At 63.8% G+C, this 19792-nt stretch carries 23 protein-coding genes and 3 tRNA genes; 9 read left to right on the forward strand and 17 right to left on the reverse strand.

Translation table 11 applies throughout. The annotated features are described in order from the left end of the window. Position 1: 1 nt before the first annotated feature. The 4 genes from CLM73_RS04935 to CLM73_RS04950 all read right to left on the reverse strand — a co-directional run bounded on the left by CLM73_RS04935 (position 2) and on the right by CLM73_RS04950 (position 2805). Complete coding sequence (locus CLM73_RS04935; protein ID WP_105237556.1) at positions 2-1102, reverse strand: YheT family hydrolase; 1101 nt, start codon at positions 1100-1102, stop codon at positions 2-4. A 17-nt stretch (positions 1103-1119) separates the two neighbouring features. Further along, positions 1120-1542, reverse strand: a complete 423-nt coding sequence (locus CLM73_RS04940) for a YybH family protein (RefSeq protein ID WP_056568813.1) — start codon at positions 1540-1542, stop codon at positions 1120-1122. A 40-nt stretch (positions 1543-1582) separates the two neighbouring features. After that, positions 1583-1801, reverse strand: coding sequence for a zinc-finger domain-containing protein (locus CLM73_RS04945; protein ID WP_056568810.1), 219 nt, complete (start codon positions 1799-1801; stop codon positions 1583-1585). Positions 1802-1884: 83 nt separating this feature from the next. Then, positions 1885-2805: a branched-chain amino acid transaminase gene (locus CLM73_RS04950; RefSeq protein ID WP_105237557.1), complete on the reverse strand. Its 921-nt coding sequence runs from the start codon at positions 2803-2805 to the stop codon at positions 1885-1887. 233 nt (positions 2806-3038) lie between these two features. Between CLM73_RS04950 and CLM73_RS04955 the strand changes: the two genes are divergently transcribed. The 3 genes from CLM73_RS04955 (at position 3039) to CLM73_RS04965 (ending at position 5891) form a co-directional block, all read left to right on the forward strand. Further along, on the forward strand, positions 3039-3788 hold the full coding sequence (locus tag CLM73_RS04955; RefSeq protein WP_199778256.1) for an AzlC family ABC transporter permease: 750 nt from the start codon (positions 3039-3041) through the stop codon (positions 3786-3788). Then, positions 3785-4120, forward strand: a complete 336-nt coding sequence (locus CLM73_RS04960) for an AzlD domain-containing protein (protein ID WP_105237558.1) — start codon at positions 3785-3787, stop codon at positions 4118-4120. The genes CLM73_RS04955 and CLM73_RS04960 overlap by 4 nt, the downstream gene beginning before the upstream one ends. A gap of 283 nt (positions 4121-4403) precedes the next feature. Continuing rightward, positions 4404-5891 carry a DEAD/DEAH box helicase gene (locus CLM73_RS04965; protein ID WP_105237559.1) on the forward strand — a complete coding sequence of 496 codons (1488 nt, stop codon included), beginning with the start codon at positions 4404-4406 and terminating at the stop codon, positions 5889-5891. A 78-nt stretch (positions 5892-5969) separates the two neighbouring features. Here the strand turns inward: CLM73_RS04965 and CLM73_RS04970 are convergent, their stop codons facing one another. After that, complete coding sequence (locus tag CLM73_RS04970) at positions 5970-6353, reverse strand: thioredoxin family protein (RefSeq protein ID WP_105237560.1); 384 nt, start codon at positions 6351-6353, stop codon at positions 5970-5972. Positions 6354-6416: 63 nt separating this feature from the next. Between CLM73_RS04970 and CLM73_RS04975 the strand changes: the two genes are divergently transcribed. The 3 genes from CLM73_RS04975 (at position 6417) to CLM73_RS04985 (ending at position 9085) form a co-directional block, all read left to right on the forward strand. Beyond that, entirely contained in the window at positions 6417-7226 is an 810-nt protein-coding gene (locus tag CLM73_RS04975; RefSeq protein ID WP_105237561.1) for an EI24 domain-containing protein, read from the forward strand. 31 nt (positions 7227-7257) lie between these two features. Beyond that, positions 7258-8073 carry a competence/damage-inducible protein A gene (locus CLM73_RS04980; protein ID WP_105237562.1) on the forward strand — a complete coding sequence of 272 codons (816 nt, stop codon included), beginning with the start codon at positions 7258-7260 and terminating at the stop codon, positions 8071-8073. A gap of 148 nt (positions 8074-8221) precedes the next feature. After that, positions 8222-9085, forward strand: a complete 864-nt coding sequence (locus CLM73_RS04985; protein WP_105237563.1) for an IclR family transcriptional regulator — start codon at positions 8222-8224, stop codon at positions 9083-9085. A gap of 101 nt (positions 9086-9186) precedes the next feature. On the opposite strand, the gene CLM73_RS04990 is transcribed toward CLM73_RS04985, so the two are convergent. Continuing rightward, on the reverse strand, positions 9187-10164 hold the full coding sequence (locus CLM73_RS04990) for a tripartite tricarboxylate transporter substrate binding protein BugD (RefSeq protein WP_056568785.1): 978 nt from the start codon (positions 10162-10164) through the stop codon (positions 9187-9189). 381 nt (positions 10165-10545) lie between these two features. Here CLM73_RS04990 and phaP point away from each other — a divergent pair, with 381 nt between their 5' ends. Beyond that, entirely contained in the window at positions 10546-11124 is a 579-nt protein-coding gene (gene phaP, locus CLM73_RS04995; protein WP_105237564.1) for a TIGR01841 family phasin, read from the forward strand. A gap of 128 nt (positions 11125-11252) precedes the next feature. On the opposite strand, the gene CLM73_RS05000 is transcribed toward phaP, so the two are convergent. From CLM73_RS05000 to CLM73_RS05020, 5 genes are all read right to left on the reverse strand, one after another. After that, positions 11253-12296 carry a quinone-dependent dihydroorotate dehydrogenase gene (locus tag CLM73_RS05000; RefSeq protein ID WP_105237565.1) on the reverse strand — a complete coding sequence of 348 codons (1044 nt, stop codon included), beginning with the start codon at positions 12294-12296 and terminating at the stop codon, positions 11253-11255. 62 nt (positions 12297-12358) lie between these two features. After that, complete coding sequence (locus CLM73_RS05005; protein WP_105237566.1) at positions 12359-13096, reverse strand: arginyltransferase; 738 nt, start codon at positions 13094-13096, stop codon at positions 12359-12361. Positions 13097-13204: 108 nt separating this feature from the next. Further along, positions 13205-13951 (reverse strand): leucyl/phenylalanyl-tRNA--protein transferase, encoded by a 747-nt coding sequence (aat, locus tag CLM73_RS05010; protein ID WP_105237567.1) that lies wholly within the window; start codon positions 13949-13951, stop codon positions 13205-13207. Continuing rightward, entirely contained in the window at positions 13948-14529 is a 582-nt protein-coding gene (locus CLM73_RS05015) for an NUDIX hydrolase (RefSeq protein WP_105237568.1), read from the reverse strand. The genes aat and CLM73_RS05015 overlap by 4 nt, the downstream gene beginning before the upstream one ends. Before the next feature lie 10 nt (positions 14530-14539). Further along, positions 14540-15472: a LysR family transcriptional regulator gene (locus CLM73_RS05020; protein ID WP_234015811.1), complete on the reverse strand. Its 933-nt coding sequence runs from the start codon at positions 15470-15472 to the stop codon at positions 14540-14542. 132 nt (positions 15473-15604) lie between these two features. Here CLM73_RS05020 and CLM73_RS05025 point away from each other — a divergent pair, with 132 nt between their 5' ends. Both CLM73_RS05025 and CLM73_RS05030 read left to right on the forward strand, forming a co-directional pair. Further along, positions 15605-16006: a DoxX family protein gene (locus CLM73_RS05025; RefSeq protein WP_105237569.1), complete on the forward strand. Its 402-nt coding sequence runs from the start codon at positions 15605-15607 to the stop codon at positions 16004-16006. A gap of 124 nt (positions 16007-16130) precedes the next feature. Next, positions 16131-16586: a nuclear transport factor 2 family protein gene (locus tag CLM73_RS05030; protein WP_105237570.1), complete on the forward strand. Its 456-nt coding sequence runs from the start codon at positions 16131-16133 to the stop codon at positions 16584-16586. 15 nt (positions 16587-16601) lie between these two features. Here CLM73_RS05030 and CLM73_RS05035 read toward each other — a convergent pair whose 3' ends face one another. The 6 genes from CLM73_RS05035 to CLM73_RS05060 all read right to left on the reverse strand — a co-directional run bounded on the left by CLM73_RS05035 (position 16602) and on the right by CLM73_RS05060 (position 19665). After that, positions 16602-17201: a DUF2946 family protein gene (locus tag CLM73_RS05035; protein ID WP_105237571.1), complete on the reverse strand. Its 600-nt coding sequence runs from the start codon at positions 17199-17201 to the stop codon at positions 16602-16604. Positions 17202-17205: 4 nt separating this feature from the next. After that, complete coding sequence (locus tag CLM73_RS05040; RefSeq protein WP_199778257.1) at positions 17206-17541, reverse strand: hypothetical protein; 336 nt, start codon at positions 17539-17541, stop codon at positions 17206-17208. Positions 17542-17642: 101 nt separating this feature from the next. After that, a tRNA-Cys gene (locus CLM73_RS05045) sits at positions 17643-17716 on the reverse strand. A 55-nt stretch (positions 17717-17771) separates the two neighbouring features. Further along, positions 17772-17847, reverse strand: a tRNA-Gly gene (locus CLM73_RS05050). A 156-nt stretch (positions 17848-18003) separates the two neighbouring features. Next, the gene (locus CLM73_RS05055) at positions 18004-19257 is read right to left on the reverse strand and encodes a DUF2167 domain-containing protein (protein WP_158685826.1); all 1254 of its coding nucleotides are present in this window, start codon (positions 19255-19257) and stop codon (positions 18004-18006) included. 332 nt (positions 19258-19589) lie between these two features. Then, positions 19590-19665 (reverse strand) — tRNA-Gly (locus CLM73_RS05060). Between the last annotated feature and the right edge of the window lie 127 nt (positions 19666-19792).

A 19792-nucleotide genomic window follows, 5' to 3' on the forward strand; every position in this document is an offset into this window, starting at 1 on the left:
CCTACAGGCCCGTTTCGAAGAACCGCCCCAGCCGCTGGGGCAGCCAGTTCAGATGCCCCGGGAAGCTGCCCGTCGGAAAGCCCGCGTGTCCGCCATCGGAAGGCTGATGCAGCAGGATGCCCGGCGCGCATTCTTCAGGCTTGGGTAGCGAGGCGGCAGGGATGAAGGGATCGTTGCGTGCGTTCAGCACCAGCGTCGGCACGGCGATCTTGGGCAGCCACGGCTTGCTGGACGCGCGCGTCCAGTAGTCCAGCGCATTGCGAAAGCCGTGCATCGGCGCGGTGTAGGTATCGTCGAACTCGCGCAGGTCGTGCGCATGCGCGATGCGCATGACGTCGATGGAACCCGGAAAGCGGTGCGCCTTTTCCAGCACCTTGTGCTTGAGCGTCTTCAGGAAGTGCGCCGTGTAGACGCGCCGGTTGAAGATGCCGGTGGATAGCGTCTTGCCGCAGGCGACCAGATCCAGCGGCGCGGACACGCCGGCGCAGGCGGTCAGCCACGTAGTGTCTTCCTGGTGTTCCCCCAGATACTTCAACAGCGCGTTGCCGCCCAGCGATACGCCGACGGCATGCCAGCGCGCGTGCGGAATGCGCTGGCGCACGGTGTTCAGCAGGAAACCGACCTCGGCCGAATCGCCGGAGTAATACGCGCGGGCCAGGCGGTTGGGAACGCCTGAGCAACCGCGGAAGTGCGCGATCACCACGATCCAGCCGCGCGCCCGGAAGTAATGCGCGACAGACTGCGCGTAGCGGCTGTTGCTGCCGCCTTCCAGGCCGTGGAACAGGATCAGGGCAGGGGTGTCGGGAGTTTGCGGCAGCGACTTCCAGTCGGCGTCCGTCATCCAGCGCGCCGCGGCGGTCTTGCCATTGCCGACCGGACGCTGGCCGCTTACCGGCGCGCCGTCGGCGGCCTTGTGCGGAAACAGCCCGGGCCCGGTCCAGTCGAAGTCGACGAAGTCCGTGTCGGGTGTGTCGACGCGGTCGCGCACGAACGCGATGCGGTGATACTGCGCGAACAGAGCGGCGTAAACCGTCTGGCTGTCGCCCCCCGGAAGCCAGGGCGGGACGGGGCAGGGCGTTGTATCAAGACGAGCAGCGGCCAACTGGGAATCCACCCCGATCAATGAAGCATGTCGGGCACATCGTGCAGGTCGAGCACCCCGGCTTCAGAGGGCGCCTGCGAGGCATGGTGCATGACCATGCGCCAGCCGGTGGGGCCCTTGTGGTAGATGTTGGTGGCGTAGCAGTTGGCGAACTGCGTGCCTTCACGCGTGCGCACCGCCACCTGTTCGACCAGCACGTGCACCGCGCACATCATGCTGAGCATGACGAGCGGGCGCAGCGGACGCACATGCAGCGGACCGTTGGACAGCACCTGTTGCCAGGACTCGTGTACCGCGGAATGGCCGACGATGCGCAGGCCTCCCGGATGGATACATACGACTTCCTCGTCGTCGGCCCAGACCTGCATCAGGCGGACAGCGTCCGCCTGCTCAAGGGCTTCGTAGAACGCGTGTTCTGCTTCTTCGGGCGTGGCGAACATGGCTGCTGAAACGGTTAAGCGTGTTATGGGGCGGTGTGGCTCAGTGGTGGCCGTGCAGCACCGTGCCGGCTTTCAGGCGGTACTCGGCGCCACAGTAGGCGCAGCTTGCGGAGCCGGTGCGGGCCACGTCCAGGAAGACGCGGGGGTGCATGCTCCAGAGCGGAGCCTTGGGACCGGGACAGAACACGGGAAGGTCTTCGGCGCCGACCTCAATGACTTCGTTAGCGCGGGAGACGGCGGCCGGAGCAGCAGCGGTCATGGATATTCCTGAAAAAAGAACCGATATACGGCAGGTTGAAACAATGATGCGGTCTTGCTTCGCAAAACCGCGCGAATCAGACTTCAGACTTTACTTAGCCAGTGATGGTACTTCGGGTTGCGGCCATTCACCACGTCAAAAAACGCGTTCTGCAATAGTTCGGTGACCGGACCACGCCGGCCGGAGCCGATCTGGCGGTTGTCGACCTCGCGGATGGGCGTGACTTCAGCGGCCGTGCCGGTGAAAAAGGCCTCGTCGGCAATGTAGACGTCGTCGCGCGTCAGCCGGCGGGTGACCACGCGCAGGCCAAGGTCGGCCGCCAGGGCGTGAATGGTGGAGCGTGTGATGCCGGTCAGCGCGGACGCGATCTCGGGCTCGCAGAGCACCCCGTCCTTGACCAGAAACAGATTTTCGCCGGAGCCTTCGGCCACGAAGCCGTCGGTGTCCAGCAGCAGGGCCTCGTCGTAGCCATCCTGCAGCGCTTCGGTGTTGGCCAGGATGGAATTGGCGTAGGTGGTGGCGACCTTGGCGCGCGGCATCGTGACATTCACGTGCTGGCGCGCAAACGAAGACACCTTCACGCGGATGCCATCCGACAGGGCCTCTTCACCCAGGTAGGCGCCCCAGGGCCACGCCGCGATGGCGACGTGCACCCGCGCACCCTTGGGCGACACGCCCATTTTTTCGGGGCCGTAGAACACGAGGGGGCGCAGATAGCCGGATTCAAGCTGGTTTTCGCGCACGACCAGCCGTTGGGCTTCGTTGATCGTGTCGCGATCGAACGGCATGGGGATCTGGTAGATATGCGCCGAATTGAAGAGCCGGTTGGTGTGGTCTTCAAGGCGGAAGATGGCGGTGCCCAGCGTGGAGCGGTAGGCGCGCACGCCTTCGAAGACGGACAGACCATAGTGCAGTGAATGCGTCAGGACATGCGTCGTCGCGTCTCGCCATGGAACGAGCTTGCCGTCATACCAGATGAAACCGTCGCGGTCAGCCATCGACATGGTCTTCTCCACACAGTGCGCGCCAGACCTGCCGCCGCGCGCCAGGCCATGGGGGCCAAGAATCTTGAGGGCGCTATTGTATCAAGCGTCGAGGTTACAATACGGGCCTATTCGCGCACCGGTGCGGGGCGAAAGCCCTCGCGCAGCATGATGCCGGCGGGCGAACGGGCTGTCGCGTGTTCATTCCCATCGAGTATCCATGTCGTCCTGTCTGAATCGCCAGGGGCCAGCCGTTGTCCTCTGAATCCGCGCTTCCTGAATCCGAAGACCCAGTCCTGGTCCGCCAGGAACGCGTGACCGCCTTCCGTGCCGGCGTCCACGCCATCGTGCCCGCCCTGATCGCCACGGCGACCTGGGGCCTGGTCACCGGTGTGGCGATGGTCAAGTCCGGACTGACCGAATCCATGGCGCTTGCCATGACGCTGCTGCTGTACGCCGGTTCGGCCCAGCTCACCTCGTTGCCTCTTATCGCCGCCGGCGCGCCGCTCTGGCTGATCTTTGCCGCCGGCTGCGTCGTGAACCTGCGCTTCATCATCTTCGGCGCTGCCTTGCAGCCGTATTTCCGCCACCTGTCCTGGCCCAAGCGGCTGGGGCTCGGCTATTTCACGACCGACATGGGCTTTGTGCTGTTCATGCCCCGTTTTGGCGACTCGGTCGAACGCGGCACGCGCGAGCAGCTCTGGTTCTTCCTGGGCTCCATCGTGCCGGGCTGGCTGGTCTGGCAGTCCTCGTCGATCGTGGGTATTTACCTGGGCGCGCAGGTGCCCACCGATTGGTCCCTGGATTTTGCCGCCGTGCTGGCGCTGCTGGCCATCACGGTGCCGCTGGCCAGTTCCAAACCCATGCTGGTGTCCATGCTGGCAGCCGGCGTCGTCGCCTGGGTGGGGCAGGCAATGCCGCTGCGCCTCGGGCTGGCCGCCGCGGTTATCTCCGGCGTCATTGCCGGCATGTGGGCAGAACGCTTCTTCAAGGCGCGTCCATGACAAATTGGTCCTGGGAACTCTACGTCTATTCCGCCATTCTGCTGCTTGCCCTGTGCAGCGTATTGACGCGCGCGGGGTTCATGCTGTTTGGCGACTACATTCCGCTGTCCGACAATGTGCGCCGCGCCTTGCGCTACGCACCCGCCGCGGCGCTGACGGCCATCGTGGTCCCGGACCTGCTGCCCTGGAAAGCCGGGCTCGGTCCCGTCTTCGACTACAAACTCGTCGCCGGGCTGGTCGCCATATTGGTATTCCTGCTTACGCGCAGCGCGGTATTGGTGATCGTGGTGGGCATGCTGGTGCTCTGGGGATTGCGCTGGCTGGCCAGCTGACGGCCGCAAATCCACGGCTGCATCGTCCATTGGGTGGACACTCCAGACGCTTTTTTTGCCTCGGCGGGCGGTTGGATCGTGCGGCCGACCGACCCCCAAACCGGCCGTTTGACCGTGTGGTAAGGCGGCTGCGCTAAAATTCATCAATCCACAGCAATCCGGGCCTGGTACTGCCCTCATAAGTATCGAATCCAGCATGGATGCCCCGATGCCTTATGTAGCAGTGCATGCAGCACTCTCGTTTTGTTCTTTTTCACTGGTCCCGGTACTTGCCTAACCCCTGATGACTGAATCCACTCAAACCGCAGCACCCACCGCTGACGCGCCCGCGCCCGCGCCGACGTTCGACGATTTCGGGTTGCATCCCCTGTTGTTGCAGTCCATCGCCGAAACCGGCTACACCACCCCCACGCCCATCCAGGCGCAGGCCATTCCCGTTGTGGTGTCGGGTCGTGACGTCATGGGCGCCGCGCAGACCGGCACCGGCAAGACGGCGGCCTTCACGGTGCCGATCCTGCATCGCCTGATGCCGCTGGCCAACACCAGTGCCTCGCCCGCCCGGCATCCGGTGCGCGCGTTGATCCTGGCGCCCACGCGTGAACTGGCGGACCAGGTCTTTGAGAGCGTCAAGCGCTACAGCAAGAAGACGCCGCTGCGCTCGGCCGTCGTGTTCGGTGGCGTGGATATCGGTCCGCAGAAAGAAGCGCTGCGCCGCGGCTGCGAGGTGCTGGTCGCCACGCCGGGCCGCCTGCTCGACCACGTTGAACAAAAGAACGTGAACCTCAGCCAGGTCGGCATCCTGGTGCTGGACGAAGCAGACCGCATGCTCGACATGGGTTTCCTGCCGGATCTCGAACGCATCATCCGGCTGCTGCCCGCGCAGCGCCAGGGCCTCTTGTTCTCGGCCACGTTCAGCAACGAGATCCGCAAGCTGGGCCGTTCGTACCTGAACCAGCCTGTGGAAATCGAAGTGGCGGCCCGCAACGCCACCGCCACGACCATCACGCAGATCGCCTACAAGATGACCAGCGACGCCAAGCGCGCCGCCGTCGTGCATCTGGTGAAGTCGCGCGGCCTGAATCAAGTCATTGTTTTCTCGAACACCAAGATCGGCACCGCGCGCCTGGCGCGCGAACTGGAACGCGACGGCGTCAAGGCCGAATCGATCCACGGCGACAAGACCCAGGCCGACCGCATGAAGGCCCTGGAAGCCTTCAAGGCGGGCGAACTCGAAGTGCTGGTCGCGACCGACGTGGCCGCGCGCGGCCTGGACGTCGCGGGCGTGCCCTGCGTCATCAACTACGACCTGCCGTACAACGCCGAAGACTACGTGCACCGCATCGGCCGTACGGGCCGAGCGGGTGCATCGGGCGAAGCCATTGCCCTGTTCACCGCCGACGAAGAACGGTTCCTCCTCGACATCGAAAAGCTGATCAAGCGCGAAGTGCCCCGTGGCACGCTCGACGTGCCGGCCGACCTGATCGCACGCAGCCATCGCCGCAGCGACGGTAGCTCGCATTCGCGCGAAGGGCGCGAGGGCGGCCGCGAAAGCCGCGGCGATCGTGGCGATCGTGGCCGTTCTTCGGACCGCCGCTCCAGCCACCATGCCGGCGGCTCGCGCCAACCGGTCGACGACTTTTTCCTTAAGCCTTACGAACCCTCGACGACGGCCGCGCCGGCCGAAGAACAGGATTCGCGCAGCAATGCGTCGCCCTCGTCGGCGCCCAAGCGCCAGCTTGCCGTCCTGCTCGGCGGCAGCCGCAAGCCCTGATCGCAGCCCGCGTCGATCCCAACAAAAACCCGCAAGGCCTTCAGGCGTTGCGGGTTTTTTGTTGGGCGAGCCGCGATGTCAGGCGGCCAGCATTCGCGGCAGATCGGGCAGGGCGGTGTTCACGGCCGCGCTGTCTTCGCTAAGGCTTTCCAGCAGGCGCTCCAGGTGGCCGATGTGCGGCAGCATGGGGCCGTAGAACACGACGCGATCGCCGATCTGCACCAGCAGCGTGGGGAAGTTCTCGACGTCCACGTCGCCCAGCAGTTCGGCGTGATCCTCGATGTCGACCCACGCAAAGACGTGTTGCGGCAACGCGCTGGCCAGTGCCTGCAATTTGGGCTTGTATTCTTCGCAGGTGTCGCACCAGGCGGCGCAGAAACAGGCGATAAGCCAGGTGTTGGGCGTGGCGCCCAGCCGCGCGCGAAGCGGGGCAAGATCGGTACCGGGTGTAAGCAGTGACATGTGAGCGGATCGGGGCGGGTTTGACTATCATACCCGGGTTGTTCACCCCTCAATTTGATTGCCATGACCGTTCTGCGTACTGACACTCCCACCCCCGGGAACGGCCGCCTGTCCGGCGCCGGCGCGGGCGCCGTAAGCGTGGGGCAGGCGTTCAAGCGCGCGCTCGTGTCGCAGTGCCACCCGACCATGCTGTTCGCGGTGCTGCTGCCTTTTCTCATTGCGCTCGTTGGCGCCATTGTGCTGCTCTGGTTTTTCTGGACGCCGCTGAACGATTGGCTGCGTGCCGAGGTGTCGCAATGGGACGTCGTCAATCGCGTCGACCAATGGTTCGTCGCGGTCGGCATTTTCTCGCTCAAGATCTGGCTGATTCCGATCATTGCCGCGGCCATCCTGCTGCCGGTGTCCGGCATCCTGGGGCTGGCCATCGCCGCCGTCTTCGTCATGCCGCTGGTGCTGCGCCACGTTGGCCAGCGTGAATACGCCACCGTGGGCCGGCGCGGCAAGTTCTCCACCGCGGTCAGCGTGTGGAACGCCGTGTGGGTTTCCGTGGCGTTCGCCGCCGGCTGGCTGCTGACGCTGCCGCTCTGGCTGGTGCCACCCATGGCCATCGTGCTGTCGATCTTCTGGTGGGCCTTCGCGTTTTCGCGAATGATGCGCGTGGACGCAATCGTCGAACACGCCAGCCCGGACGAACGCAAACTGATCCTCGAACGCAACAACGGCGGCTTCTGGACCATCGGTCTTATTTGCTCGCTGCTGAACCTGCTGCCGCCTGCCTGGATTATCCTGCCGGTGTTTTCCGCGCTGGTCTATGCGCATTACGGCCTGGAAGCCCTCAAGCGCCTGCGGCAGGACCGCGTCATCGACGTCTGACCGGCGTCTTTTCTCATCAATGGAATCGGACATGGCTGCAGAATCCACCGCCCGCCGTATCGGCCTCATCATCGTCGGCGATGAAATCCTGTCGGGACGGCGCCAGGACAAGCATTTTTCGAAGATCGTCGAGATGCTGGGCGCGCGCGGCATGCACCTGAGCTGGGCTGAATTCCTGCCTGACGAGCGCGACCGTCTGGTGGACGCCTACAAGCGCAGCTTCGCCACGGGCGACGTCGTGTTTTCGTGTGGCGGCATCGGGGGCACGCCCGACGACCATACCCGCCAGGCCGCGGCCGCCGCGCTTGGCCTGCCGCTGGCGCTGCATCCCGAAGCCGAGGAAGCCATCGCGCTGCGCACGCGCGAGATGGCGGAAAAGGGGCAAGGCACCGCCGACATGAGCGCGCCGGAGAACCAGCAGCGCCTGCAGATGGGCATGTTCCCCGAAGGCTGCGAGATCGTCCCCAATCCGTACAACCGCATTCCCGGTTTCTTCATCCAGGACCACACCTTCGTGCCGGGCTTTCCCGTCATGGCGTGGCCCATGCTGGAATGGACGCTCGACACCCGCTATCGTGCGCTGCAGCATGTGCGCGCGCACGTCGAGCATTCCTTCCTGGTTTTCAGCATGCCGGAATCGCGTATCACGCCGTCGATGGTCACCGTGGAAAGCCGTTGGCCCGACGTGCGCGCGTTCAGTCTGCCCAGCGTCGGCGAGGCAGGCGGCACGCCCCATATCGAGCTTGGCGTAAAGGGCGAACCCGAGGCCGCCGCAGCGGCCCTGGAGTTCCTGCGGGCCGAAGTTCTGCGCCTGGGCGGCAAGCTGGCGCCCCCGGCAGCGGCCTGATTCGCGCACCGGCGGGGTGCCGCCGGTGGCGCCTGCCGCTCAAATACTGATTGCCAAACCGGCTGGTAAATTTCACAATACGGGATAAGAACTGTTTGCTGCATTGCCGCAACGCGTGTCTTGCGTGGCGGCGCCAGCCCAAAATTCCATGGCCCGTCTTCCCACCCCTCGTAATCCGCTGGACGCCGAAACCGAAGGCGCTTCCGCCCATCCGATCGCCATTCAGGTCATCGAACGCGCGATGCGTCTGCTCGACGCCCTGGCCGCGCAACCGGATCCCGTCACGCTCAAAGAGCTCTCGGCCACCACCGGTCTGCACGCGTCCACTGCCCACCGCATCCTGAACGACCTGGTTGTCGGCCGCTATGTCGAGCGGGTCGACAACGGCCTGTATCAGCTAGGCATGCGCCTGCTGGAGCTGGGATCGCTGGTCAAGGGGCGCCTGAACGTGCGCGAAGCCGCCATTCCCGCCATGCGGTCGCTTCACAAGCTGACGGGGCAGACCATCAATCTTTCCGTCCAGCAGGGCGACGAGATCGTCTACATCGACCGCGCCTGGAGCGAACGCTCCGGCATGCAGGTGGTGCGGGCCATCGGCGGCCGCGCGCCGCTGCATCTCACGTCCACCGGCAAGCTGTTTCTCTCCACCGGCGACACGCGTCAGGTGCGCGCCTACGCGCTGCGCACGGGGCTGGCCGGCCATACGCGCAACAGCCTGACCGACCTGGACAAGCTGGAACGGGAGCTGGCCCTGGTGCGCCGCCACGGCTACGCCCGCGACAACGAAGAGCTGGAACTGGGTGTCCGCTGCATCGCGGCCGGCATCTTCGACGATACCGGCAAGCTGGTGGCGGGGCTCTCCATCTCGGCGCCCGCCGAACGCCTGCAGGACGACTGGATCAAGGCGCTGGTCGAAACCGCCGCCAGTATTTCCGAAGCCCTCGGCTACGAACCTTCGGTTTCCGCAGGCTTCAACGGCCTGGGCCTGGCGGCCGAAGCCATGCGGCCGTAGCCGCGGTCCACGCCAAAACAGAAAGCCCCCGTGAGGGGGCTTCTTTTTTGGGCCGTTGCCGCAAGAGGCGCCGCCGAAGCGGACGGCCTCTCGGTGCAGGGTTATTGCTTTTCGATGCCGGCCTTCTTGAACAGCTCGGCCCACTGCGGGACCTGCTGCTTGACCTTGGCGGTCAGCGCGTCGGGGTTGGCTTCCGACGTCAGCACGGTGGCGCCGAGTTGCTTCATGCGCTCCTGGAACTTGGGGTCGGCCAGGCCGGCCTGCAGGCTCTTGACCAGCTTGTCCACCACGGGCTTGGGCGTGCCCTTCGGCACCCACATGCCATGCCAGATGCCCACTTCAAAGCCCTTATAGCCGGACTCGTCCATGGTCGGCAGCTTGGGCAGCGTGGGAACGCGCTTCAGGCTGGTCACGGCGTAGGCCTTCACCTTGCCGCCTTCGATCTGCTGCGTGGTGTTGGTGGTCTGGTCGCACATCAGGTCGACCTGCTTGCCCAGCAGGTCGTTCATGGCGGGGGCGGTGCCCTTGTACGGGATGGTCAGCAGTTGCACGCCCAGGGCTTCGACCAGCATGGTGCCGCACAGGTGGCTGGCGGCGCCGATGCCGGCGTTGGCGAGCGACACCTTGTCCTTGTTCTTTTTGACGTAGTCAGCCAGCTCGGCGATGGTGTTGGGCGGGAAGTCCGAACGGGCAACGATGGTCATCGGCACGTCGACCACCAGACCAACGGGCTCGAAGCTCGTGAAGGGGTCATACCCCGGATTCTTGTACAGCGAGGGGGCGGTCGAGAAGCCGGCGTGCATCAGCAGGATGGAATAGCCGTCCGGCTGGGCGCGGGCGACCTGGGTGGTGCCGATGGTGCCGCCGGCGCCGCCCTTGTTTTCAACGACGACCGTCTGGCCCAGGCTGGGCCGCATGGCTTCCGCAAGGGAGCGGGCGACGTTGTCCGTCGGGCCGCCTGCCGCGAACGGCACCACCATGTTGATGGGGCGTTCCGGGTATTCCGCGTGCGCGGCGCCGGCCGCGAACAGGGCACCGGCCGCGAGTAGGGCCGAAAGCGTGCGGGGAATGAAAGTCATGAGGTCTCCGATTGCAGGGTTTTGCTTGCTGCGATTAGTTATCTTTCGCTGACATATCATTGGTATTTGTCTGTCATCAGCGTGAAAACAGTGTAGAAAAGAATTGATACCGCGTCATGTCCGGTATTTCCCGAGTTCCGGCAAGTCATTGAGCAGAATCAAGCCCTGGCAGGCGCGTGCACCGTTAAAGTGCAAACACTTGTTGCGCCGCACAAAAACTGCTTGACAAGTTTTTTACCCGGTCTAGAATGGCAATTGTGCAGTGCATCAAACGGGCCGGCGGTAGCTTGTAGTACCAGTTTCCGCGCACGTTTTTTATTTCGTCGCAGACAACCATCCTTATTGCCGGACAGCCTCCGGCTACCCTGAGAGGAGCATTCTATGAGCGCAATTCCGCAACAAGTTCTGGACCGTCAAAAGGCCAGCATCAACACCATCGTGGCTGCCCAGACGGCCGTCTTCGCCGGCTTCGAAAAGCTGGTCGAGCTGAACCTGAAGGTCGTGAAGGCCACCCTGGACGAAGTCGCCCAGAAGTCGCAGCAAGCCGCTGAAGTCAAGGATCCGCAGGAAGCCGCCGCGTTCGCGACGGGCCTGCTGCAACCGGGCGCCGAAAAGGCCCTGGCCTACACCAAGCACGTGTATGACATCGTTGCTGGCGTGCAAGGCAGCCTGGTCAAGCTGACCGAAGAACAGATCGCCGAAAGCCAGCAACAGCTGAGCGAAGCCGTCGACCAGTTCTCCAAGAACGCCCCGACCGGTTCCGAAAGCGCCGTTGCCCTGATCAAGTCCTCGCTGGCCACCGCGACCAGCGCCTACGATTCGATGACCAAGGCCGCCAAGCAGGCCGCTGAAGTCGCCGAGTCGAACCTGAACGCCGCCGCCAACGCGACCTTCAAGGCCGCCACGGACGCCGCCGACGCCGCCACCAAGGTTGCCGGCCGCAGCCGCCGCAGCGCCTAAGTATTTGGCGCACGGTGCTGCGCAAAGCGCAGTAATGTAGTACTGTTGAGTGACAGAGCAGAGCTGGAATTAGGGCCACCCACAGGGTGGCCCCTTTTTTTGCCTGCGTTTTTGGCTTTATATGCCGGTCAGCGGGGCGCCACGGCGCGCACGCATTCTCCGACCAGACCGGGGCCGCGGTAGATAAGGCCCGTGTAGAGCTGCACCGCGTCGGCGCCGGCTTCCATCTTTTCGCGGGCCTCGCGGCCAGACAGCACGCCGCCCACGCCAATGATGGCCAGGCTGTTGCCCAGCCGTTCCTTCAGGCGGCGGATCACCGCCAGCGACAGTTGATGCACCGGGGCGCCGGACAGGCCGCCTGCCTCGTCCGAGTGGGCCTGACCCTTCACCGCGTCGCGCGACAGCGTGGTGTTGGTGGCGATGACGCCGTCAATGCCGTGGCGCGGCAGGATCTCGGCGATGGCGTCGATCTCTTCCTGCGTCAGGTCCGGCGCGATCTTCACCGCCATCGGCACCCGGCGCTGGTGCTGGTCTTCCAGGGCGCGGCGCTTGTCGGCCAGCTGCGCGAGCAGCGCGGAGAGCTCGTCGCCGCTTTGCAGCGCGCGCAGGTTCTTGGTATTGGGCGACGAAATGTTCACGGTGACATAGTCGGCATGCGGGTACACGCCATCCAGGCCGATCAGGTAGTCGTCGGCGGCCCGTTCGATGGGCGTGTCCGCGTTCTTGCCGATGTTCAGGCCCAGGATCCCGCCTTGCTTGCGCCACGTGCTGCGCTGCACGTTGGCCAGGAACGCGTCCAGTCCCTGGTTGTTGAAGCCCAGCCGGTTGATCAGCGCATTGGCGCGCGGCAGGCGGAACATGCGCGGCTTGGGATTGCCGGGCTGCGCGCGCGGGGTGACCGTGCCGACCTCGATGAAGCCAAAACCCAGGTTGCCCAGCGCGTCGATATAGGCGCCGTTCTTGTCCAGGCCGGCGGCCAGCCCGATCGGGTTGGCCAGCTGCATCCCCATCAGCGTGCAGGGAGCCTTGGGCTGCGCGTGCATGAGCTTGCGCGTGGCGCCACATTCGTAGGCGCGCTGCAGGCCCGACAAAGTGACTTCGTGGGCGGTTTCCGCGTCCATGGCGAACAGCGCCGGGCGGGCCAGGGGGTAGGCGTGGAAAAGGATAGACATGGGGCGGGATTGTAGAGCGATTTGATCCGTCCCCGCCGATCCCGATCGATCCCCAAGCGGATTCAGAGGGGCGGACGCTCGGGACTGTCGCGCCATTCCCCGTCGACCAGGAACTGCGCCGGACGGAAGGCGGATTTGTAGGACATCTTGCGGCTATCGGCGATCCAGTAGCCCAGATACAGCCACGGCAGGTTCAGTGCGCGGCACTGTTCGACCTGCCACAGAATGCTGTACGTGCCCAGGCCATCGGCGATGTCCGGGTCGTAGAACGTGTAGACCGAGGACAGGCCGTCGTCCAGCACGTCGATGATGGAGACCATCACCAGTACGCCCTCGGCGTTTCGGAACTCGACCAGTCGGGTGTTGACGCGGCTGGTCAAGAGGAACTGCGCGTATTGCGTGCGGCTGTCTTCGTCCATGCCGCCGCCCGGATGCCGGCCCTGCTGGTAGCGGGTGTAGAGCCGGTAGTGCTCGGGCGACCACGCCAGCTCCGCCACGAACGACTGCAGATGCTGATGATCGCGCCACGCGCGGCGCTGGCTGCGGTTGGGAGCGAAGCCCGCCGTGTCCACCCGCACGGGAATGCAGGCGTGGCAGTTGTCGCAATGAGGTCGGTAGGTAAAGAGGCCGCTGCGGCGAAAGCCCTGTTCCACCAGTTGGGAATACGTGCCCGCGTTGATCAGATGTCCGGGCGCGGCGACCTGCGACCGGGCCTGGCGACCCGGCAGATAGCTGCAAGGGTAGGGGGCGGTTGCGTAAAACTGCAGCGTGGAGAAGGGAAGTTCTTTCAGCTGGCTCATTGGAGCTGGCTCATGGGAGCTGGCGTATCGGATATCCCGCATGAAAGCGGCAAATCCGGGACGGGAGTGGCTCCATATTAACGCTTAACGCAGGCTGCAATCCGTCCCCTAGGGTGTATCCGGATGCAGCTGTCCACGCGTGTCCAGCCGGCCTTGCGACCACGGAATCCCCGGCTGCTGGGTGGCTTGCCGGACATGCCGCAGAAAGCGTTCCCGAGGCACGGGGGCGGCGCCCATGCTGGCCAGATGGCGCGTCTGCTGCTGGCAGTCGATCCATTCGACGCCCTGCGCATCCAGGTAGCGAACCAGATGCGCCAGCGCGATCTTCGACGCATTCGGGACGCGGGTGAACATGGATTCGCCGAAGAACATGCGTCCCAGGCTGATGCCGTACAAGCCGCCCGCCAATTCCCCGTCGATCCAGGTTTCGATGCTGTGCACGACGCCGGCCTCATGCCATTGACGGTAGGCCTCCTGCATGGCGGCGGTGATCCAAGTGCCCGGCTGGCCGTCGCGCGGCGCGGCGCAGGCCGCCATGACCTGCGGAAATACGGTATCCACGCGCACCTGCACGCTGGGCGTGGCTTCGTATTCCCGCGCGGCGATCTGGCGGAGCAGCTTGCGCAGCGAGTGCGACGGCGCGAAGTCCTTCACGGGGAGCACCATGCGCGGATCGGGACTCCACCACAACACGGGCTCGCCTTCCGAGTACCAGGGAAAGATGCCGTTGGAATAGGCCTGGATCAGGCGTTCCGGCGACAGGTCCGCGCCCGCGGCCAGCAGGCCGTCCGGATCCGTCAGCGCAAATTCCGCAGGGGGAAACGGGGTGTCGGCGGCAAGCCAGGGCAGTTTCAACGGTGGGATTCTAAGGTGTAGTGATGCGGGCCGAAGGTGCCGCGTTTGCGGTCTTCGAAGAACAGGCGCAGGGTGCTGGCGACGGTGCGAAACGCCAGGTCGTCCCAGAGAATATCGGCCTCGTCGTACCAGCGGGCTTCCAGGCTTTCCGGGCCGGGATCCAGCTCCGGACCCATCGCCTGGGCCAGGTAGAACACATGCACCTGCTCGATCTGCGGCACGTCGATGATGGTGTAGATGTCGCCCAGCTGGATCTTGGCGCCGGATTCTTCCAGCGTTTCACGGGCCGCGCCTTGCGCCGTGCTCTCGCCGAGTTCCATGAAGCCGGCCGGCAGGGTCCACGTGTTGTAGCGGGGTTCGATGGCGCGCAGACAGAGCAGCACGCGGTTTTCCCAGACGGGCACGGTGCCGACCACCAACCGCGGGTTCTGGTAATGAATCGCCCCGCAATGATCGCAGATGTCACGCTCGCGGTTGTCGCCTTCCGGCACGCGGCGGTTTACCGGCGAGCCGCACTGGCTGCAAAAGTGGGAACGGCGCGGAGCGGGGAAGTATTCGAGGGGCGATTTGGCGGTCATGGGTACGATTCTAACGGCTGCGGCGAGTCGTGGCGCGCCGGGCCGGCGGGGTGGGCGCGGGGCTGCCGAACCGCGCTTCCAGGTGCTCGACGAACGACCGCACCTTGGGCGACAGAAAGCGGCGGTGCGGGTAGACGGCGACCATGGAGATCGGCGTGTGGGCATAGCCGGTCAGGAGCGCGGTCAAACGGCCGGCGCGTATGTCGTCCCCCACCAGGAATTCCGGCTGCAGGATGATGCCGTGCCCGGCCAGCGCGGCGGTGCGCAGCACGTCGCCGTTATTGGCCCGCAGCGCCGCGTTCACGCGCACCAGATGGGTCACGCCGTCCTTCTCGAAATGCCATTCATTGCCCGTGCTGGCATAGGCGTAATGCAGGCAGCGATGCTGCTTCAGGTCTTCCGGCACGGCGGGCGAGCCGTGGCGTTTCAGATACGAGGGCGCTGCGCAGACCAGCAGTTGCTGCGGCGCAAGCGGCCTGGCCACCAGTGACGAATCCACCAGCGGGCCGATGCGCACCGCGACGTCGTAGCCGTCCTCGACCAGATCGACCACGCGATCGTTCAGATCCAGATCGATCACCACGTCCGGATAGCGCTGCAGGTACTCGGCGATGGCCGGCCCCAGATGCAGGATGCCGAAGGACACGGGTGCGCTGACCCGCAACCGTCCGCTGGGCCGCTGGCCTTCGGCCTGCAGCGACAGCTCCAGATCGGCGACCTCCGCCAGAATGGGCCGGACCCGTTCGTAGAAGGCGCGCCCGGCGTCGGTCATGCTGAGCTTGCGGGTGGTGCGATTCAGCAGCCGTACGCCGTACTTCTGCTCCAGATACGCGATCTGCCGCGTCACCACGGATCGCGCCTGACCCATCTTGTCGGCTGCTGCCGCAAATGAGCCCAGTTCCACGACCTTCGCATAGGTCTGCATCGCGGTATGGGTGTCCAAGATTGTTTCCTATCGAGGAACAATAATTTGCAATTCTGCATGTTTATCTTTGTTTTTGGAATCGCAAGAATACGGCCCATGAAGAATCTGCCCGCTCCGGACGATTCGCTTATCTGCACAAGGATGACTGCAATGATTGATTCCCGTACCGCGCCGTATGCCGCGCTGCTCTTGCGCGTGGCGCTGGGCGTGATGTTCCTGGCCCATGGACTGACCAAGCTGCTGGTGTTCACGCTGCCTGGCACGGCGCAGTTCTTCGCTAAGATCGGCTTCGCAAGCTGGCTGGCCTATCCCGTCACGTTCTTTGAAGTGGCCGGCGGCATCCTGCTGATCCTGGGCGTGGTGCCGCGCTGGGTGGCTGCGATTGCCGTGGTGCAGCTCTTTGCGGCCTCGACGGTCCACTTCGGCAATGGCTGGGGTTTCGGCAACCCGGGCGGCGGCTGGGAATATCCGATCTTCCTGACGGTGGCGGCGGCCGTGCTGGCGCTGCTGGGCGATGGCAAGTTCGCGCTGGTCAAAAGCGGTCGCCGCTGAGCGCTGGCGGCATCACACTGCTGAGCGCTCCGCGCATCAAACTGTTTACCGGGCCGGACGTGGCCCGCGCGAGGGCGGGGCCATAGAATGGCCTCGCCCTTTTTCACTTTTTACCGGAGTCGATATGTCACGGCCTGTGTTCCTGCGCGCGTTTGCCGCACTGCTGTTTTCCGTCCTGGCCTGCGCTGCTCAAGCCACCCCCGAACAGGAAGCCGCCAACAAGGCGGCTGTGCTGGCGTTCTATGAAAAAGGGCTGAACCAGAAAGACGCGGACGCTGCGCTCAAGTACGTCGGTGATCGCTATGTGCAGCACAATCCCAACGCGGCGGACGGCCCGGAAGGCTTCCGGCAATTCATCGCATTCCTGCGCGACAAGTATCCCGCCTCGCATAGCGAAATCAAGCGCGTGTTCACGGATGGCGATTACGTCATCCTGCATGTCCACGCGGTGCGCGAGCCGGGCACGCGCGGCAACGCCATCATCGACATCTTTCGCCTGGAAGGCGGCAAGATCGTCGAGCATTGGGATGCCGTGCAACCCATCCCCGAGAAGGCCGCCAACGGCAACGGGATGTTTTGAGTTTGCGCTGACCCGTCAGGCCGCGGGGGCGTGCGGGGCGGGGTCGAATCCCAGGCGCGCGGCGATGTCCGCCTGCGCGATTGCGTGCAGCGGCGCAGCCGCGTACACGTCAGGCCAGAGGGCTGTCATCGAATGGCTAGCCGCCAGTTCGGCCAGCGCGTCCAGCAGGGGTTCTCCGGCTTGCGTCCGCATCCTCTCCAGCAGCGGCTGCAAATCGCGATCGAGCACGATGCCTGCGCCCATCGGCGTCGATGCGTAGAGCTGGCCTTCATCATCCAGCCACCACGCGCTGACCGCGTCGATGGACACGTCCGTGTGCGTGATGAGGCCGCGATTGTCATCGGCAAGCCGCAACACAAGGGGCGCCGCGTCCAGACGCACGAACACCCGCTGCGGGCCGTTCTGGAAAAACCAGCGGCCCGCGTCATCGCGCTCGTAATTGCGGCTGATGAATTCCAGAATCTGCGTATTGGTGATCGGCTCGCCCGGCCCGCCGTCATTGGCCTGGCCCTGCGGATGAAGACGCCAGCGGCCGCGCGCATCCAGCGACAGCCATCCGAAGACGGCCGGCACATTCGGCCAGCGGGCGAGGGCGTCCTTTACCGATTGATCCATGGTCTCAGGGGCGGATGACGATCGTGGGCGAGATGACGATGCCAGGCTGCACCGGCATCACGGGTACCGCCACGGGTTGCGGCGCGTAACCATAAGCATAGTCGTCACGGCATTTGCGCTTTTCGCTGTAGTCGCCGTTGCGCTTCCACTTGCGTTCAACCTTGCAAGCGCCATCCCAATACTTTTCCTTGTACTCGCCGCCCTTGTGGCGGTGGTGATGGTGCTTGTCGTGCGCCTCCGCGGCCAGCGGCGCAAGTGCGATCAGCGCGGCGGCGGACAGGCTGAGGAAAGCGGGGCGGGTAGCCGAGCGGCGCGGCTGCGATTCCGGGATGTTGTGCATGGACTCATCGTTCAAATGAAAACGGGGTCACCATAACAATCATCCGGCTGACCGGGCGTAGGGATGGGTAACGAGATGAGAGGGGGAGGGGGAAAAGATGCTGGAGGCGCAAGCCGGAATCGAACCGACGTACACGGATTTGCAATCCGCTGCATAACCACTCTGCCATTGCGCCAGCACTTGCAAGAAAAAAGGAAGCGCGGTGTGGGCCGATGCTTCCTCTTTGTATTTGGAGCGGGAGACGAGTCTCGAACTCGCGACCTCAACCTTGGCAAGGTTGCGCTCTACCAACTGAGCTACTCCCGCAGGGTACTGCTTATGTACATCAGGTACTGCTTGTGTACATATTCACTGCTGTCTTTGGTGTTGACCGCTAGGGGTGCTGTTCACCAAAGACAGCGAGTGTACATGCTTTTTGGCGGGTTTGCAATGCGGGTGGATGTCTTGGGCTAGAGCAAGATTTCATTCTTCCTTGCGAGCCCGGATGGCACCAACGAGTAAGGCAAGGATCAAAAACATCAGGGGCGCAACCCGGAGCAAGGGTGTCTTGATAGTCTCCCAGGTACTTGGCTGCGGCGCGATGTAGGGTATGTATTTGAACTCCCGCCCTCCGATCACATCGATCATTGACATCCCAGCTTTCGGTGTGCGGGTGTCTGCGTCGTCATAACCCTCACCGGGCGAAAACTCGATTGCCGCCGCCACTTTTTGTGCGCGCATGATCGGTGTTTCCGTACTTGAATCTCCTGGCGTGATCACTTGAAGCTCCGCAGCCCACGTCTTGCCAAGACGAGCCGCGAACATGCGTGGTGACGTTTGTCGGGGCTCGGTGTGCGACCACGACACCACGTGCCGCTCCTTGTCGTAATGCGGGGGGTCTATCCATTCTGGCTTGGCGACAATGCCGTGCTGGATGTCCATGAACCCTTTGGCGTTCCTCAGAGGGTTGGTGAATTTGTCTTGAATTCTGTGGAGGATGCTGTCGGCATTCAGCGCCAGTTGCTCGGGCGCGAAGTGTCCGGGTTCGGATACTGTGATGAATGCGCCAAAGGTGTCGTCATCGTTGCTCACCAACGCACGAGATGAAAGCGTCTTGTAGCCGTGCGGCAGCATTTCAGCTGCCTCCGGCGCCAGATACTTGAATCCTTTAGGCACCTGCAAATAGACAGGCCCCTTGATCGCAATGCGGGCCGGCCCGTGAACCCACGGCGCCTTACGGTAAGCCTCTTCTATAGCGCGCTCTTTTCGCCAGACCTCGAGCCGAGCGACGACATCCTCGGGCAGGTCGCCCGCTATGCCCGCCTGCTGGGCCTGATCGATCACCTCCAGCAGCTTCCCGTCACCGATGCTTCCGCCGCGATCAAGGATGAGCTGGACCATGGGATTGCGCAGAATTTCCAGTTCGGCGCTAAGCGCTTCTTTGAAGGTCAGCGGCTTGGCGGGTTTTGCTTGGGCAGGGTCGGCCGTGGGCGCCGCGGAGGTTGGGGCAACAGTGCATACAAGCAGGGCCAGCAAGACAGTTACGACGAGGCTGAAACCGAGATGTTGTTCTTGTTTTACGGTTGATGCCGCATGAAATACACGGCAGGTGCGGGCGTGGCGCAGGCGCTGGAGAAGGCGCTGGAAAAGGCGGACCAATTTTGAATGCATCCCTGGGAGAGTTAATCGATAGATCGACAAATTCGATAACTGGGTGCCGGGTGAAATGCCGACCATCGGGCAACGGCGGATCATTTCATGGAGGATGTAGTCGCGGAATCAGATTAATCAGAAAAGCCGCTTGAATACCTCATCCAAATCAGAGGGCTCATCACGCAACGCAGTCCGCCAGCAGGGAAGGCTTGGATTCAAGCGTCATTCCCGGCAGGTCGCCAGAATGCGTTCCCGTGGCCCGGGTGCGCCCTGATGAATTGGAATGAGATGGCGTTGATCCGCGTGGATGCAGCCGGAGGCGAGTGGGCGCCGATGAACGAAAAAAAGGCCGAAAACATAGTTTTCGGCCTTCTTTCAATGAGCTGTGGACGTTGGTCCATGCCCACGTAAATTCGTGGAGCGGGAGACGAGTCTCGAACTCGCGACCTCAACCTTGGCAAGGTTGCGCTCTACCAACTGAGCTACTCCCGCATTTGCATACTGTCCTACTCGCTGAAGGCCCGTTTGGATCTTGACGATTCCGGCGGCTGTGCGATCAGCGAGGCGAGAGTATACATTAATTTTTTCATCCCTCAAGCCGGTCCGTGTGTACTGCAAG

This window comes from Achromobacter spanius, assembly GCF_002966795.1.
Lineage (GTDB): Bacteria > Pseudomonadota > Gammaproteobacteria > Burkholderiales > Burkholderiaceae_B > Achromobacter > Achromobacter spanius_D.

Excerpts from the sequence above, each read along its gene's own strand:
- CLM73_RS05035 (WP_105237571.1), bottom strand. The coding sequence starts at position 17,201 with ATGGATCAATCGGTAAAGGACGCCCTCGCCCGCTGGCCGAATGTGCCG.
- CLM73_RS04945 (WP_056568810.1), bottom strand. The coding sequence starts at position 1,801 with ATGACCGCTGCTGCTCCGGCCGCCGTCTCCCGCGCTAACGAAGTCATT.
- CLM73_RS04950 (WP_105237557.1), bottom strand. The coding sequence starts at position 2,805 with ATGTCGATGGCTGACCGCGACGGTTTCATCTGGTATGACGGCAAGCTC.
- CLM73_RS05005 (WP_105237566.1), bottom strand. The coding sequence starts at position 13,096 with ATGAGCCAGCTGAAAGAACTTCCCTTCTCCACGCTGCAGTTTTACGCA.
- CLM73_RS04970 (WP_105237560.1), bottom strand. The coding sequence starts at position 6,353 with ATGTCACTGCTTACACCCGGTACCGATCTTGCCCCGCTTCGCGCGCGG.
- CLM73_RS04965 (WP_105237559.1), top strand. The coding sequence starts at position 4,404 with ATGACTGAATCCACTCAAACCGCAGCACCCACCGCTGACGCGCCCGCG.
- CLM73_RS04980 (WP_105237562.1), top strand. The coding sequence starts at position 7,258 with ATGGCTGCAGAATCCACCGCCCGCCGTATCGGCCTCATCATCGTCGGC.
- phaP (WP_105237564.1), top strand. The coding sequence starts at position 10,546 with ATGAGCGCAATTCCGCAACAAGTTCTGGACCGTCAAAAGGCCAGCATC.
- CLM73_RS04940 (WP_056568813.1), bottom strand. The coding sequence starts at position 1,542 with ATGTTCGCCACGCCCGAAGAAGCAGAACACGCGTTCTACGAAGCCCTT.
- CLM73_RS04975 (WP_105237561.1), top strand. The coding sequence starts at position 6,417 with ATGACCGTTCTGCGTACTGACACTCCCACCCCCGGGAACGGCCGCCTG.
- CLM73_RS05055 (WP_158685826.1), bottom strand. The coding sequence starts at position 19,257 with ATGGTCGGCATTTCACCCGGCACCCAGTTATCGAATTTGTCGATCTAT.
- CLM73_RS05040 (WP_199778257.1), bottom strand. The coding sequence starts at position 17,541 with ATGCACAACATCCCGGAATCGCAGCCGCGCCGCTCGGCTACCCGCCCC.
- CLM73_RS05000 (WP_105237565.1), bottom strand. The coding sequence starts at position 12,296 with ATGTCTATCCTTTTCCACGCCTACCCCCTGGCCCGCCCGGCGCTGTTC.
- CLM73_RS04960 (WP_105237558.1), top strand. The coding sequence starts at position 3,785 with ATGACAAATTGGTCCTGGGAACTCTACGTCTATTCCGCCATTCTGCTG.
- CLM73_RS04990 (WP_056568785.1), bottom strand. The coding sequence starts at position 10,164 with ATGACTTTCATTCCCCGCACGCTTTCGGCCCTACTCGCGGCCGGTGCC.
- CLM73_RS05015 (WP_105237568.1), bottom strand. The coding sequence starts at position 14,529 with ATGACCGCCAAATCGCCCCTCGAATACTTCCCCGCTCCGCGCCGTTCC.
- CLM73_RS04985 (WP_105237563.1), top strand. The coding sequence starts at position 8,222 with ATGGCCCGTCTTCCCACCCCTCGTAATCCGCTGGACGCCGAAACCGAA.
- CLM73_RS05025 (WP_105237569.1), top strand. The coding sequence starts at position 15,605 with ATGATTGATTCCCGTACCGCGCCGTATGCCGCGCTGCTCTTGCGCGTG.
- CLM73_RS05030 (WP_105237570.1), top strand. The coding sequence starts at position 16,131 with ATGTCACGGCCTGTGTTCCTGCGCGCGTTTGCCGCACTGCTGTTTTCC.